The organism is Rathayibacter sp. AY1C6, from assembly GCF_002931535.1.
Taxonomy (GTDB): domain Bacteria; phylum Actinomycetota; class Actinomycetes; order Actinomycetales; family Microbacteriaceae; genus Rathayibacter.
This window is the reverse complement of record NZ_PSWC01000008.1, coordinates 89,846-104,183: the sequence shown is the minus strand read 5'-3', so window position 1 is coordinate 104,183 and position 14,338 is coordinate 89,846. Positions and strand designations below refer to the sequence as shown.

Below are 14,338 nucleotides of genomic sequence, written 5' to 3'. Positions count from 1 at the left end.
CCGACTCCGTCGTCGACCGGGCTCCGGCCCGGGCGAGCATCCGCCTGCGGGCGAGCCCCGCCACAGCAGAATTCCGAGAACGCCCCGGGAACGACGAAGCCCGGCCGGATCATCGATCCTGGCCGGGCTTCTCACCGGTCGGGGTAGCGGGATTCGAACCCACGACCTCCTCGTCCCGAACGAGGCGCGCTACCAAGCTGCGCCACACCCCGGTGTGCTCATCACGGAGAACCGCTCACGAGCCTCGACAATAGTAGCCGATTTCCGGACCGCCGTCGGACACCCCTCGTCAGGCCGCCGGAGTGAGCGTGACGAGGGTCACCTCGGGCCGGCAGGCGAAGCGCACCGGTGCGTAGATCGAGGTGCCGACTCCGGCGGACACGTTGAGGTACGAGCTGCGCAGTCCGTTGTCCCACGTCGTCGAGCCGGCGACCTTGTCGCGCGGGATGTCGCAGTTGGTGACGAGGGCGCCGAAGCCCGGGACGCAGACCTGCCCGCCGTGCGTGTGCCCGGCGAGGATCACCTCGGCGCCGCGGGCGACGAAGTCGTCGAGGATGCGCTGGTAGGGCGCGTGCGCCACGCCGATGCTGACCCCGGCCGGTCCGTCCTCCGCGCCGCGCAGCTCGTCCACGGCTCCGGCGACGAGGTCGATGCGGTCGAGGCCGATGTGCGGGTCGTCGACGCCGAAGAACTCGATGCGCGTCCCCTTCACCGTGATGCTCTCGGCGCGGTTGTTGAGGTCCACCCACCCGAGCCCGTCCGAGAAGAAGCCGGTCAGCCCGTCGGTGTCGAGATCGGCCTCGTGCTGCTTGGGGTTCTTGGAGGGGCCGACGAAGTAGCGGAGCGGGTTCTTGATCCGAGGGCCGAAGTAGTCGTTGGATCCGTTGACGAAGGCGCCGGGGATCCCGGCGAAGGGCTCCAGGGCCCGGCGGATGCCGAGCACGCCGTCGCGGTGGCCGAGGTTGTCGCCGGTGTCGACCACGACGTCGGGCGCCAGGGCGAGGAGCGAGCGGATCCACTCCTGCTTCTTCGTCTGCCACGGGGCCATGTGCAGGTCCGACACGTGCAGGACGCGGATCGGCTCGGAACCGGCGGGCAGCACCGGGAACGACGTGCGCCGGACTGTGAACAGCGTCCGCTCGACGCCGATGCCCCAGGCCGCGGCGACGGCTCCGGCCGCGGCGACGGTCGCGAGGGCGGTGGTGAGGGGGCGACGGGTGCGTCCGGTCATGGGTCCTTCTCTCGCACGTCGGCCGCGAGCGCGGCCGCGTTCATTCTGCCGGACGCTCCCTCGGGAGCAGCCGGGGGTGCAGGGGCTCAGCCCGCGCGGGGCGGGGCGCCCGGTCCGGCGCTGATCTGCAGGGTGATCTCCGCGCCCCGGGAGACGCGCGACCCGGCGGGCGGGTTCGTCTGCGCGACCGTCCCTGCCGGGCGGTCGGAGGGGACCGGAGAAGTGTCGACGCGGACCGTGAAGCCGACGGAGCGCAGTCGTGCGGCCGCCGCAGAGGGGCTCTGGCCGGTGACCTGGGGCACGGCCTCCTGCGGAGCGTCGACGAGCGAGCGGACCGGCGCCGGGAACGCCGTCCCGCCGTACTTGGCGTCGGCGACGCGCATGATGCGCGGCCAGATCTGGTGGCGCACCTGACCGGCGTTCACCCGGTTGAGACTGAATCCGCGCATGGAGGTGAAGCCGGTCACGTTGCCGACCCAGGTGGCGGTGGCGACCTCGGTGCTCGCGCCGACCATCCACGTGTGCAGCGCGTCGTCCGTGGTGCCGGTCTTGCCGATGTGCGGCACCCCGGTGCGGGGGTTGGAGGGGGCGCCGGTGCCGCCCGTCACCACCTGCTGCAGGGCGTAGCCGGCGGTCGCGGCCACCTCCTCGGACATCCCCTGGCTGCACTCGGAGGCGGGCGGCGCGACGTCGGCGCCCGTGCGGTCGACGATGCGGTCGATCGCGATGGGCGTGCAGACGGTGCCCTTGTTCGCGAAGCCGGCGAAGGCCGTGGCCATCGTGAGCGGAGCGATCTCGTTGGTGCCGAGGATGGTCGGCGCGAGCTTCTGCAGCTCGGTCCCGTCGGCACGGTGCACGCCCATCGCCAGCGCCGTGTTGCGAATGCCGCAGAGGTCCAGCTGCTGGGCCATGGCGGCGAACGAGGTGTTGATCGAGCCGGTCGTGGCCTGCAGGGCCGTGGTCACTCCTCCGTTGCCGCCCTCGTCGTTCCCGGGGTTCCAGGACTCGCCGTAGTAGACGCCGTCGGGCTCGCAGCTGTCACGGAAGGTCGTGTAGGCGCGGCGGGTGCCGTCGACGCTCTCGCCGAGCGAGTGCCCCTCCTGCAGCCACTCCGCGAGGGTGAACACCTTATAGGTCGAGCCGACCTGGAATCCCGAGGAGCCGCCGTACCCGAAGTCGGTGTTGTAGTTGACGCTCGTGTAGTTGGGGCCCGTCAGGTCCGGATCGTTGGAGTAGTCCTTGTTCTGGGTCATCGCGAGGATGCGGCCGGTGCCGACCTCGACCGAGACGCTCGCGCTGCCGATGTTCACGTTCGCCATCGACTTGGGCACCCAGTCGTCGGTGGCCGAGACGGCGGCCTGCTGCAGATCGGAATCGAGGGTCGTGTAGATCCGGTAGCCGCCGCGCTTGAAGGTGGCGTCGCGCTCGTCCTGGCTCGCACCGAACGCGTCGTCGTTCTTGATGACCCAGGTGACGTAGTCGCAGAAGAAGGCCGCGACTCCGGCCGTCTGGCAGCCGGTGCTCGGCTCGGTGATGTTCGGCGTCACGGGCTCGGCGACGGCCGCCTGCGCCTGCTCGGACGTCACCTTCGACTCGAGATCCATGCGGGTGACGATGTAGTCGCGCCGGTCCCGGGTCTGCGGGTAGCCCTCCGCGGCGGGGTTCGCCGGGTCGCCGGGCCGGTCGAAGCGGAACTTCTCGGGGTTGTTCACGATCGCGACGAGCGCGGCGGACTGCGCGAGCGAGAGGTCCTTCGCGCTCACTCCGAAGTAGTAGCGGGCGGCCGCCTCGACGCCGTAGACGGTGCCGCCGAACAGGGCGATGTTGAGGTAGCCCAGCAGGATGTCGTTCTTCGGATACTCCTTCTCGAGCCCGATGGCGAGCCGCATCTCCGCGACCTTGCGCTCCGGAGTGGTCTCCGTGGCCTCGCGGTAGGCCGCGTCGCGCTCGATCGGATCGCTGAGCGCCTCCGCCTTCTGCACGAGCACGTTCTTGACGTACTGCTGCGTGATGGAGGAGCCGCCCTGGACGTCCCCGCCCATGGCCGTCGTCGCGGCCGCGCGGACGGTGCCGAGCAGATCGATGCCGCCGTGCTCGTAGAAGCGGGGGTCCTCGGAGGCGACCACGGCGTCCTTCACGAACGGCGAGATCTCGTCCCAGCCCACCTCGACGCGGTTCTGGGCGTAGAAGGAGGCGAGCAGCACGTCGCCGCCGGAGGAGTCCTTCGCGTACACGTCGCTCTTCTCGGCGAGCGTGCCGATCTCGAGGTACTCGGGGAGGTTGTCGAACATCTCCACCGTGTTGCCGGCGGCCATGCCGCTCAGCGCGATCGCCGGCGTCACCGAGGCGGCCACCAGGACTCCCGCGACGACGCTCATGGCGACGATGCCGATCAGACCGCCGACGGCGCCCCCGATGGTCTTCACGACTCTGGTCCCGCCCTGCCCCGACATAGAATCAGCGTAGTCGCCGCGCTCGGACGAGCCGCGGCGCTCATCCCGCCGACGCGCGGCGCTCAGCAGTCGTCCCGCACCGGCCGCACCCGAGGAGAGCCATGTCCGTCCCGCGCTGGGAGTACATCACCACCCCGCTGATGATCCACAACACCACGGCGATCCTGAACACCTGGGGATCCGAGGGCTGGGAGCTGGTCCAGATCGTGACCGGTCCCGAGGGCGGCCTCGTCGCGTACCTCAAGCGCCCCGTCGCCGAGGCCGGCGCGTGATCGCCGAGCGCCTCGCGGAGCTCGGCGTCGAGCTGCCGGCGGTCGCGGTCCCCGCCGGCGCCTACGTCCCCGCCGTCGTGCACGGCGGCCTCGTCTACACGGCGGGGCAGATCCCCTTCGTCGACGGCGCTCTGCCGCTGGTCGGCAAGGTCGGCGACGAGGTGTCGCCCGAGCAGGCGAAGGAGCTGGCCCGCACCTGCGCCCTCAACGCGCTCGCGGCCGTCGCCGACGCGATCGGATCGCTCGACCGGGTGACGCGGATCGTGAAGCTCACCGGCTTCGTCGCGTCCGCCTCCGGCTTCACCGGGCAGCCCGGCGTGATCAACGGCGCCTCGGAGCTGCTCGGCGACGTGTTCGGCGAGCCCGGCCGTCACGCGCGCTCGGCCGTCGGGGTGGCGGAGCTGCCCCTCGGCGCTCCCGTCGAGGTCGAGCTGATCGTCGCCTTCGACTGACGCACCGCCCCCTCCGGCCCACGCGGCGGGAGGGGGCGGCGCCCGGTCAGTCCGCGGCGATCGCGGAGGAGATCACCGCCATCACCTGCGTGTCCGCGAGCGTCGTCGTGTCGCCCACGGCACGTCCCTCCGCCACGTCGCGCAGCAGCCGGCGCATGATCTTCCCCGAGCGGGTCTTGGGCAGCTCCTGCACCACGAAGATCCGCTTCGGGCGGGCGATCGCGCCGATGTGCTCGGCGACGTGCGCCTTCAGGGTGGCCTCGAGCTCGTCGTGTCCGTGGGCCAGCGCCTCGGCCTGGCTCGCCTTCGCGATCACGAACGCGACCACGGCCTGGCCGGTGGTCTCGTCCGCGGCTCCCACGACGGCCGCCTCGGCGACGACCGGGTGCGAGACGAGGGCCGACTCGATCTCGGCCGTCGAGAGGCGATGGCCGGAGACGTTCATCACGTCGTCCACTCTCCCCAGGAGCCAGAGGTCGCCGTCCTGGTCGCGACGCGCTCCGTCACCCGCGAAGTAGCGGTCGCCGAACTTCGACCAGTAGGTCTCGACGTAGCGCTCCGGGTCGCCCCAGATGCCGCGCAGCATCGCCGGCCAGGGCTCGGTGATCACGAGCAGTCCGCCCTCGTCGGCGCCGACCGGCGTCCCGGAGTCGTCGACCACGTCGATCGAGATCCCCGGCAGAGCTACCTGCGCGGACCCGGGCTTGAGAGTCGTCACCCCGGGCAGGGGGGACACCATCATCGCGCCGGTCTCGGTCTGCCACCACGTGTCGACGATGGGGGTGCGGCCGCCGCCGATGACGTCGCGGTACCAGACCCACGCCTCCGGGTTGATCGGCTCGCCGACCGATCCGAGCAGGCGCAGGCTCGAGAGGTCGAAGCGCTGCGGGATCTGCCGGCCGAGCTTCATGAAGGAGCGGATCGCCGTGGGCGCCGCGTAGAGGATCGTCACGCCGTGCTTCTCGACGATCTCCCACCAGCGGCCGGGATGCGGGCTGTCCGGAGTGCCCTCGTACATCACCTGGGTGGCGCCGTTGGCGAGCGGGCCGTAGACGACGTAGCTGTGCCCGGTGATCCAGCCCACGTCCGCGGTCGACCAGTAGACGTCCGACTCGGGGTGCAGGTCGAAGACCGCGCGGTGCGTGAAGGCGACCTGGGTGAGGTACCCGCCGCTGGTGTGCAGGATGCCCTTGGGCTTCCCGGTCGTGCCGCTGGTGTAGAGGATGAAGAGGGGCTGCTCGGCGGGGAACGGCTTGGCGACGTGGTCGGCGTCGACCGCCACGATCTCCTCGTGCCACCAGAGGTCGCGCCCCTCGTGCCAGGCGACCTCGTTGCCTCCGCGGCGCACGACCAGGACGTGCTGGACGCTGGACTCGCCGCCGAGGGCGAGCGCGGCGTCGACCGCCGGCTTCAGGGGCGAGACGGCGCCCTTGCGCCAGCCGCCGTCGGCGGTGATGACGAGTGTCGCCTCCGCGTCGTCGATGCGCGCGCGCAGGCTCTCGGCGCTGAAGCCGCCGAAGACGACGGAGTGGACCGCCCCCAGCCGGGCGACGGCCAGCATCGCGATGACCGCCTCCGGGATCATGGGCAGGTAGATCGCGACGCGGTCGCCGACGCGGACGCCGAGGCTCGTGAGCAGGTTCGCGGCGCGCTTCACCTCGGCGGTGAGCTCGGCGTAGGTGATCGAGCGGGAGTCGCCGGGCTCGCCCTCCCAGTGCAGGGCGACGCGGTCGCCGTGGCCGGCCAGGACGTGGCGGTCGAGGCAGTTGTAGGCCACGTTCAGCTCGCCGTCGTCGAACCACTTCGCGAACGGGGGCTCGCTCCAGTCGAGGGTGCGCGTGAACGGTCGGTGCCAGTGCAGGAGCTCGCGGCTCCGGTCGGCCCAGAAGGCGAGGCGGTCGGCCGCGGCCTCGTCGTAGAGCGCGGCGGTCGCGACCGCTCCGGCGGCGAGATCGGCCGGCGGCGGGAACCGGCGGGTCTCGTGGAGGAGGTTGTCGATGGCGTTCCGGTCGGCGGCCGGGGCGTCGGGGGGAGTGGACATCTGCGATTCGCTCCTTCGCGAGTGAGACGTTCGCCGGCCCGCGCGGTCGGCGTCGCACCACCGTAGCGCCCGCCTCCAGCGGGGATCGCCGAGCGCCGCAAGCTGAGTGCGGGGCGGGTGTCGGATAAGAGTCCGCAGAGAACAGGATCCGGGCTTGGCGAATCGCGATCCGTCCCCTACAGTTGCATACGGCCGAATGAACTTCGGCCCAGCGGCGCAAGTGATTCCCCCCAATCCAGCGCCGCCGAGGCGGCACCTGTTCCCCCCAATGGGTGCCGCCCCCTTCTTCCCGCCTGATCCGGCGGACGGACGCCCCCGCTCGAGCCCTGCTCGCGGGGGCGTTTCCGCGTCGCCGGGACGTCTCCTCGTCGACTGGGCTTCTCTGCGCCGTGGGGCCCCTCCTCGGAGCGGCTCCCTGCCGAGAGCCCCGGGCCGCCCCTGCGCTCGCGTCCGGCCCGGGTCGTTCCTCCACAGGCGCCGACGCGGGCGTCTCTCCTCCGATCGGGCAGGGAGCGCCCCGGCGCGCGGAACGGGCTCCTAGCGTGCCGGGATGACCCGCGACTTCGTCCCCCTCGTCCCCGCCGAGCACCGCCGCGACCCGCTGCCGGTGCGGCCCGCCGCCGCCGGTCTCGGGCTGCTCGCGCCGCACGCCGCGGATCCCGCGGTGACCGACCTCTTCGTGAACGGCGGCGCGGGCCTCTGGATCGACCGGGGCGGTGGTGCGGAGCGGGTTCCGGAGTGGACGCTCGACGCCGCCGGAGCACGGCGGCTGGCCGTCGCGCTGGTCGCGGCCGGTGGACGGCACGTCGACGAGGCGAGCCCGTGCGTGGACGTCAGGCTCCGCCACGGGGTCCGCGTGCACGTCGTGCTGCCGCCGGTGGCGACCGGGGGAGCGCTCGTGTCGGTGCGGGTGCCGCGGTCGGACTCCTGGACGCTCGGGGAGCTGCAGGCGGCCGGGATGCTGGACGACGACGGAGTGCGGCTTCTGCGCCGGGCGGTCCGCGAGCGGTGGAACCTGCTGATCACGGGAGCCGGTGGATCAGGCAAGACCACCCTGCTCGGCGCCCTGCTCGGGTGCGCGGCGCCGACCGAGCGGATCGTCGCCATCGAGGACGTCGGCGAGCTCCGGCCCGCGCATCCGCACGTCGTCTCGCTCGAGGCGCGGCAGCCCAACCTCGAGGGCGCCGGTGCCGTGGGCCTGGACCGGCTCGTGCGGGAGGCGCTGCGGATGCGTCCGGACCGCCTGGTCCTCGGCGAGTGCCGCGGCGTCGAGCTGCGCGAGCTGCTGTCCGCGCTGAACACCGGGCACGACGGCGGTGCGGGGACCCTCCACGCGAACTCCCTCGAGGACGTGCCCGCGCGTCTCGAGGCGCTCGGGGTCCTCGCGGGGCTCGGGCCCGAGGCGATCGCCCGCCAGACGGTCAGCGCGATCGACCTGGTGCTCCACCTCGAGCGCCGCGACGGGCGGCGGCGGCTGGCGGCATTCGGGACGTTCGCGCTCGACGCGGCCGGCCGCCTGAGGGTCGAGGACGGGTCGCTCCCGAGCGCCTCGAGGTCGAGCGCGTGACGGGCCGCGACGGGCTGGACGAGGTCGCGGCCGTCGTGCACCGACTGGCCGTCCTCCTCGCGGCGGGAGTGGCTCCCGCGTCAGCCCTCGGGCATCTCGCGGGGGCGGAGGGGGCGGACAGCGGGGACGCGCGGCGGCGGCGACTGCTCCGGGCGGTGTCGGAGGAGGCCGGCCGCGGGGGCGACGTGACGGAGGCGCTGCTGCGCGGGTCGCCGGTTTCGCGGCGGAGCGGCCCGGACCGGAAGCGGCCGCGACGGCGAGCGCCGGACACCGGTGAGGCGACCGCGTGGGCGGCGCTGGCCGCCGCGTGGCGGGTGGCCGCCGACTCCGGCGCGCCGGTCGCCGCCGCTCTCGGCGAGCTGGCGGAGTCCCTGCGCGAGCTGGCGCGCGCCCGCCGGGACATCGAGGTGGCTCTGGCCGGTCCCTCCGCCACCGGGAGGGTCGTGAGCGCGCTGCCGCTGGCGGCGCTGGGTCTGGGGGCACTGCTGGGCTTCGACGTGGTCGGCGTGCTCCTCGGGACGGTGCCCGGTGCGGTCTGCCTGGTCGGGGGAGCCGGGTTGATGGCGGCCGCGCACGCGTGGACGCGGCGCCTCGTCCGAAGCGCGGCCCCGGCCGATCCGGCGCCCGGGCTCGCGCTCGACCTCCTCTCGGTGGCGCTGGCCGGTGGCGGCTCGATCGAGTCGTCGCGCGCCCGGGTCGTGGCGGCGCTCGTCGAGTGCGGGCTCGACTCGGGCGAGCGCGTGTTCTCCGACGCGGACCCGGTGCTCGCCCTCTCCGCGGCGGCGGGCGTGCCGGCCGGACGCCTGCTCCGGAGCGAGGCGGCTCTGGTCCGGGCACGGGCGTCCTCCGGGGCGCGGGAGCGAGCCGCTCGGCTCGGCGTGACCCTGATGCTGCCGCTCGGGATCTGCGTGCTGCCGGCGTTCCTGCTGCTCGGAGTGGCTCCGATGGTCGTCTCGGTGCTGCTCTCGACGTTCTCGGTGGCGGCGTGACGCGGTCGACCGCTCCTCCACAGGGGCGGGACCGGGAGGCGTCTCCACGGATCGGCCGGAGGGTCGATCGGTGGGATCGGGAGTCCGCGATCCTCGGAGGAGGGGCGCGGAGCGGGGCGGAACGGAGCAGGACGGATGAGAAGTGACACGGCGATCAGCGGCGGGGGAGTCTCCCGGAGTCGAGGACTCGGTAGGAGCAGGGATGCGGGAAGTGGTGTGCCCGGAACGAGCCGGGGCTCGAGGAGCGGCGGAGGTGCGGCGTCCGGCGGAGGAACGGGCATCGACGTCTCCGCGGGGCGCGTCGAGTGGCGCCGACCCGGGTGGGGAGGTCTCGGCGCTCTGGGCGACGAGGAGGGGTCGGCGACGGCGGAGTACGCGATCGCGACGATGGCCGCGGTCGGTTTCGCCGGGCTGCTGGTGGTCATCCTCAAGGGCGACGAGGTGCGGAGCATCCTGACCGACCTGGTGACCCGCGCGCTCACCGCGGCGGGATGAGAGGCCTTCCGCTGCTGCGCGGGCGGCTCGTCCAGGAGGAGGGCTCGGCCACTGCCGAGCTCGCGCTCGTGCTCCCGGCGGTGGTCGCGGTACTGGCGCTGTGCCTGGGGTCGGTGGCGGCCTCGGCGCAGTACGTCCGGCTCGTCGACGCGGCGGCCGACGCGGCCCGGTCCGCGGCCCGGGGCGACGATCCTCACGCGTCGCTCGCCCGGGTGGCGGGGGCGTCACTCACGGCGGGGAAGCAGGACGGACTGGTCTGCGTCGACGTCGCGGCTCGGCTCCGGCCGCTCCCGGCGGTGTCGCTCCCGGTCTCGGTCCGATCCTGCGCGCTGGGCGGAGGCGGATGATGCGCCGGCTCCCCGGGGCTGTCCGCGACGGGGAGGAGGGATCGGCCGCGGTCGTGGCCGTCGGAGTCGTCGCGGGCACGATCCTGGTGACGGCCGCCGTGCTCGCCGGCTGCGCAGGAGTCGTCGGGCACCAGCGAGCGGTCGCCGCTGCGGACGCCTCGGCACTGGCCGCGGCCGACGTCGCCTCCGGTCTGCTGGCCGGGGATCCGTGCGGGCGGGCCGGCACCGTGGCACGGGCGAACGGCGCCGAGCTCGTCCTCTGCGAGGTCGACGGCGGCGTCGCGAGAACGGAGGCGGCCGTCGCCGCGGGTCCGCTCTCCCTCACGGCGCGGTCGAGGGCCGGCCCGCCGCCCTGAGGGCGGAGGCAGCAGCGGGCGTCGTCCGGACCGAGGTCCGGGCGACGACGCGGGAGCGCGTCAGTCGGAGGAGAGTCGCTGGTACCGGTACGCGGCGGCGGTCGGCAGGGCGCCCGCGCCCTCGTCGTGCTCGAGGCCGCCGGCGAGGAGGTAGATGTAGCGGGAGCCCGCCCTCGCCCCGGGGATCTCGAGGCGTGCGGCGGGGGCCTGATCGTCGCCGTATCCCCGGCGGAGGGTCTTGCCCTCCAGCGGTCCGTCGAGGAGCTTGGCCGTGTAGGCGGAAGTCGTGGTGGTGTGCGTCGTTGCCATGCCTCATCATGCGCCGATCGGCGCCGCGCGTCACCCCCCGCCGACGGCAGGCCGGGCAGGCGGCTCCGAGGCCGTGTCCAGCGTCCTCCCGAGGTCCCCGTGTCCTCGGGAGGGGGCAGGACGTCCGGGGTCAGTGTGTATGGTGTGCCTGTCGGGCGCCCCCGCCGATGGGGACGCGTCGCCGTTCCCCGCACCACGTCGCCGCGCACCGTCTCCCCGCAGCAGGGGACGTCGGACCACTGGTCGTCCGACCCGACAGCACCAATCGAGGAGAACTGTGTCCGGCACGAAGAAGCTGGTGATCGTCGAGTCGCCGGCGAAAGCCAAGACCATCGCCCAGTACCTGGGCGACGGCTACGAGGTGCTCGCCTCCGTCGGGCACATCCGCGACCTCATCGAGCCGAAGAACCTCCCCCCGGAGCTGAAGAAGGGCCCGCTGGGCAAGTTCTCCGTCGACGTCGACAACGGCTTCGAGCCCTACTACGTCGTGTCCGACCAGAAGAAGAAGACGGTCGCCGACCTCAAGCGCGCGCTGAAGAACGCCGACGAGCTCTACCTCGCCACTGATGAGGACCGCGAGGGCGAGGCCATCGCGTGGCACCTCCTCGAGGAGCTCAAGCCCAAGGTCCCCGTGCACCGCATGGTCTTCCACGAGATCACGAAGGACGCGATCCAGAAGGCGCGCGACAACACCCGGGACATCGACACCTCCCTGGTCGACGCCCAGGAGACCCGCCGCATCCTCGACCGCCTCTACGGCTACGAGATCTCGCCCGTGCTGTGGCGCAAGGTCGGCCCCGGGCTCTCGGCCGGCCGGGTGCAGTCGGCCGCGACCCGCCTGGTGGTCGACCGCGAGCGGGAGCGCCTGGCGTTCGTGTCGGCGAGCTACTGGGACCTCGCCACCGTGCTGGCGCCCGAGTCGGACGCCGCGGCGGGCTTCAACGCCCGCCTGGCCCGGCTCGACGGCAAGCGGATCGGAAGCGGCCGCGACTTCGACGACCGCGGTCAGCTGAAGGGCGACGTCACCGTCCTCGACGAGTCCACCGCCGGTGCCCTCGCCGAGGCGCTGCGCGACCCCGCCACCACGGTCCGGGTCTCGAACCTCGAGTCCAAGCCGTACTCGCGCCGCCCCGCCGCCCCGTTCACCACGTCCACGCTCCAGCAGGAGGCGGCGCGCAAGCTCCGCTTCTCGGCGCGCCAGACGATGAGCGTCGCGCAGTCGCTCTACGAGAACGGCTTCATCACCTACATGAGGACCGACTCGCCCGGGCTCTCGCAGCAGGCGCTGAACGCCGCACGCACTCAGGCCGCGTCCCTCTACGGAGCCGAGACCGTCCCGGACAAGCCCCGCCTGTACTCCGGCAAGAACAAGAACGCGCAGGAGGCGCACGAGGCCATCCGGCCCGCGGGCGAGACCTTCCGCACCCCGGACCAGCTCTCGGGCACCCTCCGCGGCAACGACCTCCGCCTCTACGAGCTCATCTGGAAGCGCACCGTCGCCTCGCAGATGGCCGACGCCAAGGGCTCGACCGCCACCGTGACGCTGCTCGCCGAGCCGGCCGGCGACGTCGCGAAGACCGCCGAGTTCACCGCCTCCGGAACCGTCATCACCTTCCGCGGATTCCTGCTCGCCTACGAGGAGGGGCGCGACGAGGAGCGTCACGGCGCCCGCGACGAGAAGGACGCCAAGCTGCCGGTGCTCGAGGTCGGCCAGAGCCTGGTCGTCGCCGAGGTCGAGGCCAAGGGCCACGAGACCTCGCCGCCCCCGCGCTACACGGAGGCGAGCCTGGTCAAGGCGCTCGAGGAGCTCGGCATCGGCCGGCCCTCGACCTACGCGTCGATCATCTCCACCATCGTCGACCGCGGCTACGTCACTCCGCGCGGGACCGCCCTCGTGCCCAACTGGATCGCCTTCTCGGTGGTCCGGCTGCTCGAGGACTTCTTCTCCGACCTGGTGGAGTACGACTTCACCGCCGAGATGGAGGGCGACCTCGACCGCATCGCCGGCGGCGAGGAGGACCGCGTCGCCTGGCTCAACCGCTTCTACTTCGGCGGAGGCACGCACCCCGGGCTCCGACACGTCGTGGACAACCTCGGCGAGATCGATGCGAAGAGCATCAACTCCGTCCGGATCACGGACGACATCACCCTGCGCATCGGCAAGTACGGCCCCTACCTCGAGGTGGCCCAGGAGGAGGGGCAGGAGACGCCGCGTCGCGTCAACCTGCCGCTCGAGCTGGCTCCCGACGAGCTCACGCCCGCCAAGGCGCAGGAGCTCGTCGACGCCCCGGTGCAGACCGACCGCGTGCTGGGAAGCAACCCCGACTCGGGCAAGACCGTCGTCGTCAAGGACGGGCGCTTCGGCCCCTACGTGACCGAGGTCGATCCGGAGCCGGAGACCGCGGCGGATCCCGCCACCGGGGAAGTCGTCGAGCCCGCGCCCGCGAAGCGCGGCGCGAAGAAGCCCGCTGTCGTGAAGCCGCGCACCTCCTCCCTCTTCAAGTCCATGGACGTCGCGTCGATCGACCTGGCGACGGCGCTGCGCCTGCTCGACCTGCCGCGCACGGTCGGCGACGACCCCGAGAGCGGCGAGCCGATCACGGCTCAGAACGGCCGGTACGGCCCGTACATCAAGAAGGGCACCGACAGCCGGTCGCTCACCAGCGAGGACCAGATCTTCGAGGTCGACCTGCCGACGGCGCTCGAGATCTTCGCCCAGCCGAAGTACGGGGCGCGACGCGCGTCGAGCGCGCTGAAGGAGTTCGAGGCGGACCCCGTCAGCGGCAAGCCGATCCGGATCCGCGACGGACGCTTCGGCGCCTACGTGACCGACGGCGAGACCAACGTCACGATCTCCAAGGGCCTCACGATCGAGGAGATCGACTTCGAGCAGGCGGTCCAGATGCTCGCCGACAAGCGCGCGAAGGGCCCGGCCAAGAAGGCTCCGGCCAAGCGCGCGCCGGCCAAGAAGCCCGCGGCGAAGACCACGGCGGCCAAGACGACAGCGGCCAAGACGACGGCGGCTAAGACGACGGCGGCCAAGACGACCGCGGCCAAGACGGCCGCGGCCGCCAAGAAGACGACCGCAGCGAAGAAGCCCGCCGCGCCCCGCGCCACCTCCGCGAGCCGCGCGGCCGCGGCGGCCGCCGCCGAGACGTCGGACGCGACCGAGTCGTGACCGGGCTGTTCGTCACCCTCGAGGGCGGGGACGGCGCGGGCAAGACCACGCAGGCCCGGCTGCTCGAGGAGTGGCTGGGCACGCGGGGCGAGACCGTCGTCCGCACCCGCGAGCCCGGGGGCACCGAGGTGGGCCTGCAGATCCGCGAGATCGTCCTGCACCACCGCGGCGAGATCGATCCGCGGGCCGAGGCCCTGCTCTACGCGGCGGACCGCGCCCAGCACATCGGGACGCTCGTGCGACCGGCGCTCGAGCGGGGCGAGGTCGTCGTGCAGGACCGCTACATCGACTCCTCCGTCGCCTACCAGGGAGCCGGGCGGGTCCTCGACGCCGTCGAGGTCCGGCGGCTCTCGGAGTGGGCCACCCACGACCTGAGGCCAGACCTCACCGTCCTGCTCGACCTCGACCCCGCCGTCGCGCGGGGCCGGCTCGACGCGGCCCGCACCCGCTTCGACCGGCTGGAGGCCGAGAAGGCGGAGTTCCACGGGCGCGTGCGCGAGGCGTTCCTGGCGATCGCCGAGACGGACGCCGAGCGCTTCCTCGTCGTGGACGCCGCTCTCCCCGTCGAGGAGATCGCGGCCGCGGTGCGGGAGCGGGTCGCCGCGCTCCTCGACGGTGCGTCGGCTGTCGGTGCTCGCGGTTAGCCTG

The 14,338-nt window shown here is 73.0% G+C and carries 13 protein-coding genes and 1 tRNA gene; 9 read left to right on the top strand and 5 right to left on the bottom strand.

The window, feature by feature from the left end; all coding sequences use genetic code 11:
• Positions 1 to 138 precede the first annotated feature (138 nt).
• The 3 genes from C5D36_RS07310 to C5D36_RS07300 form a co-directional block, all read right to left on the bottom strand.
• Positions 139 to 212: transfer RNA gene (locus tag C5D36_RS07310), tRNA-Pro, on the bottom strand.
• 77 nt (positions 213 to 289) lie between these two features.
• Positions 290 to 1,231 carry a metallophosphoesterase gene (locus tag C5D36_RS07305; protein WP_104222183.1) on the bottom strand — a complete coding sequence of 314 codons (942 nt, stop codon included), beginning with the start codon at positions 1,229 to 1,231 and terminating at the stop codon, positions 290 to 292.
• Positions 1,232 to 1,317: 86 nt separating this feature from the next.
• Positions 1,318 to 3,684, bottom strand: a complete 2,367-nt coding sequence (locus C5D36_RS07300; protein WP_104233738.1) for a transglycosylase domain-containing protein — start codon at positions 3,682 to 3,684, stop codon at positions 1,318 to 1,320.
• Positions 3,685 to 3,785: 101 nt separating this feature from the next.
• Between C5D36_RS07300 and C5D36_RS16795 the strand changes: the two genes are divergently transcribed.
• Both C5D36_RS16795 and C5D36_RS07295 read left to right on the top strand, forming a co-directional pair.
• On the top strand, positions 3,786 to 3,956 hold the full coding sequence (locus C5D36_RS16795) for a hypothetical protein (protein WP_164861113.1): 171 nt from the start codon (positions 3,786 to 3,788) through the stop codon (positions 3,954 to 3,956).
• Entirely contained in the window at positions 3,953 to 4,408 is a 456-nt protein-coding gene (locus C5D36_RS07295) for a RidA family protein (protein ID WP_219812178.1), read from the top strand. Before C5D36_RS16795 ends, C5D36_RS07295 begins: the two co-directional genes overlap by 4 nt.
• 46 nt (positions 4,409 to 4,454) lie before the next feature.
• Here C5D36_RS07295 and acs read toward each other — a convergent pair whose 3' ends face one another.
• A complete protein-coding gene (gene acs / locus C5D36_RS07290; protein WP_104292271.1) occupies positions 4,455 to 6,449 on the bottom strand; it encodes an acetate--CoA ligase in 1,995 nt (664 codons plus the stop codon).
• Between the two features lie 550 nt (positions 6,450 to 6,999).
• On the opposite strand from acs, the gene C5D36_RS07285 reads away from it, so the two are divergent.
• From C5D36_RS07285 to C5D36_RS07265, 5 genes are all read left to right on the top strand, one after another.
• Positions 7,000 to 8,016 carry a TadA family conjugal transfer-associated ATPase gene (locus C5D36_RS07285; RefSeq protein WP_104262896.1) on the top strand — a complete coding sequence of 339 codons (1,017 nt, stop codon included), beginning with the start codon at positions 7,000 to 7,002 and terminating at the stop codon, positions 8,014 to 8,016.
• The gene (locus C5D36_RS07280) at positions 8,013 to 9,005 is read left to right on the top strand and encodes a type II secretion system F family protein (RefSeq protein WP_104295526.1); all 993 of its coding nucleotides are present in this window, start codon (positions 8,013 to 8,015) and stop codon (positions 9,003 to 9,005) included. The genes C5D36_RS07285 and C5D36_RS07280 overlap by 4 nt, the downstream gene beginning before the upstream one ends.
• 339 nt (positions 9,006 to 9,344) lie before the next feature.
• A complete protein-coding gene (locus C5D36_RS17345) occupies positions 9,345 to 9,500 on the top strand; it encodes a DUF4244 domain-containing protein (RefSeq protein ID WP_258068897.1) in 156 nt (51 codons plus the stop codon).
• The gene (locus C5D36_RS07270) at positions 9,497 to 9,847 is read left to right on the top strand and encodes a TadE family type IV pilus minor pilin (protein WP_104295525.1); all 351 of its coding nucleotides are present in this window, start codon (positions 9,497 to 9,499) and stop codon (positions 9,845 to 9,847) included. Before C5D36_RS17345 ends, C5D36_RS07270 begins: the two co-directional genes overlap by 4 nt.
• A complete protein-coding gene (locus C5D36_RS07265; RefSeq protein ID WP_258062885.1) occupies positions 9,844 to 10,203 on the top strand; it encodes an Rv3654c family TadE-like protein in 360 nt (119 codons plus the stop codon). Before C5D36_RS07270 ends, C5D36_RS07265 begins: the two co-directional genes overlap by 4 nt.
• A gap of 60 nt (positions 10,204 to 10,263) precedes the next feature.
• Here the strand turns inward: C5D36_RS07265 and C5D36_RS07260 are convergent, their stop codons facing one another.
• Positions 10,264 to 10,512: a hypothetical protein gene (locus C5D36_RS07260; RefSeq protein ID WP_104222197.1), complete on the bottom strand. Its 249-nt coding sequence runs from the start codon at positions 10,510 to 10,512 to the stop codon at positions 10,264 to 10,266.
• A gap of 277 nt (positions 10,513 to 10,789) precedes the next feature.
• Here C5D36_RS07260 and topA point away from each other — a divergent pair, with 277 nt between their 5' ends.
• On the top strand, positions 10,790 to 13,690 hold the full coding sequence (topA, locus tag C5D36_RS07255) for a type I DNA topoisomerase (RefSeq protein WP_104295523.1): 2,901 nt from the start codon (positions 10,790 to 10,792) through the stop codon (positions 13,688 to 13,690).
• A complete protein-coding gene (gene tmk, locus C5D36_RS07250) occupies positions 13,687 to 14,334 on the top strand; it encodes a dTMP kinase (protein WP_104233730.1) in 648 nt (215 codons plus the stop codon). The genes topA and tmk overlap by 4 nt, the downstream gene beginning before the upstream one ends.
• Positions 14,335 to 14,338 lie beyond the last annotated feature (4 nt).

Bases quoted from the DNA above. Each gene is read 5' to 3' on its own strand.
- C5D36_RS07305 (WP_104222183.1), bottom strand. From the start codon at position 1,231: ATGACCGGACGCACCCGTCGCCCCCTCACCACCGCCCTCGCGACCGTC.
- C5D36_RS07300 (WP_104233738.1), bottom strand. From the start codon at position 3,684: ATGTCGGGGCAGGGCGGGACCAGAGTCGTGAAGACCATCGGGGGCGCC.
- C5D36_RS16795 (WP_164861113.1), top strand. From the start codon at position 3,786: ATGTCCGTCCCGCGCTGGGAGTACATCACCACCCCGCTGATGATCCAC.
- acs (WP_104292271.1), bottom strand. From the start codon at position 6,449: ATGTCCACTCCCCCCGACGCCCCGGCCGCCGACCGGAACGCCATCGAC.
- C5D36_RS07285 (WP_104262896.1), top strand. From the start codon at position 7,000: ATGACCCGCGACTTCGTCCCCCTCGTCCCCGCCGAGCACCGCCGCGAC.
- C5D36_RS07270 (WP_104295525.1), top strand. From the start codon at position 9,497: ATGAGAGGCCTTCCGCTGCTGCGCGGGCGGCTCGTCCAGGAGGAGGGC.
- C5D36_RS07265 (WP_258062885.1), top strand. From the start codon at position 9,844: ATGATGCGCCGGCTCCCCGGGGCTGTCCGCGACGGGGAGGAGGGATCG.
- C5D36_RS07260 (WP_104222197.1), bottom strand. From the start codon at position 10,512: ATGGCAACGACGCACACCACCACGACTTCCGCCTACACGGCCAAGCTC.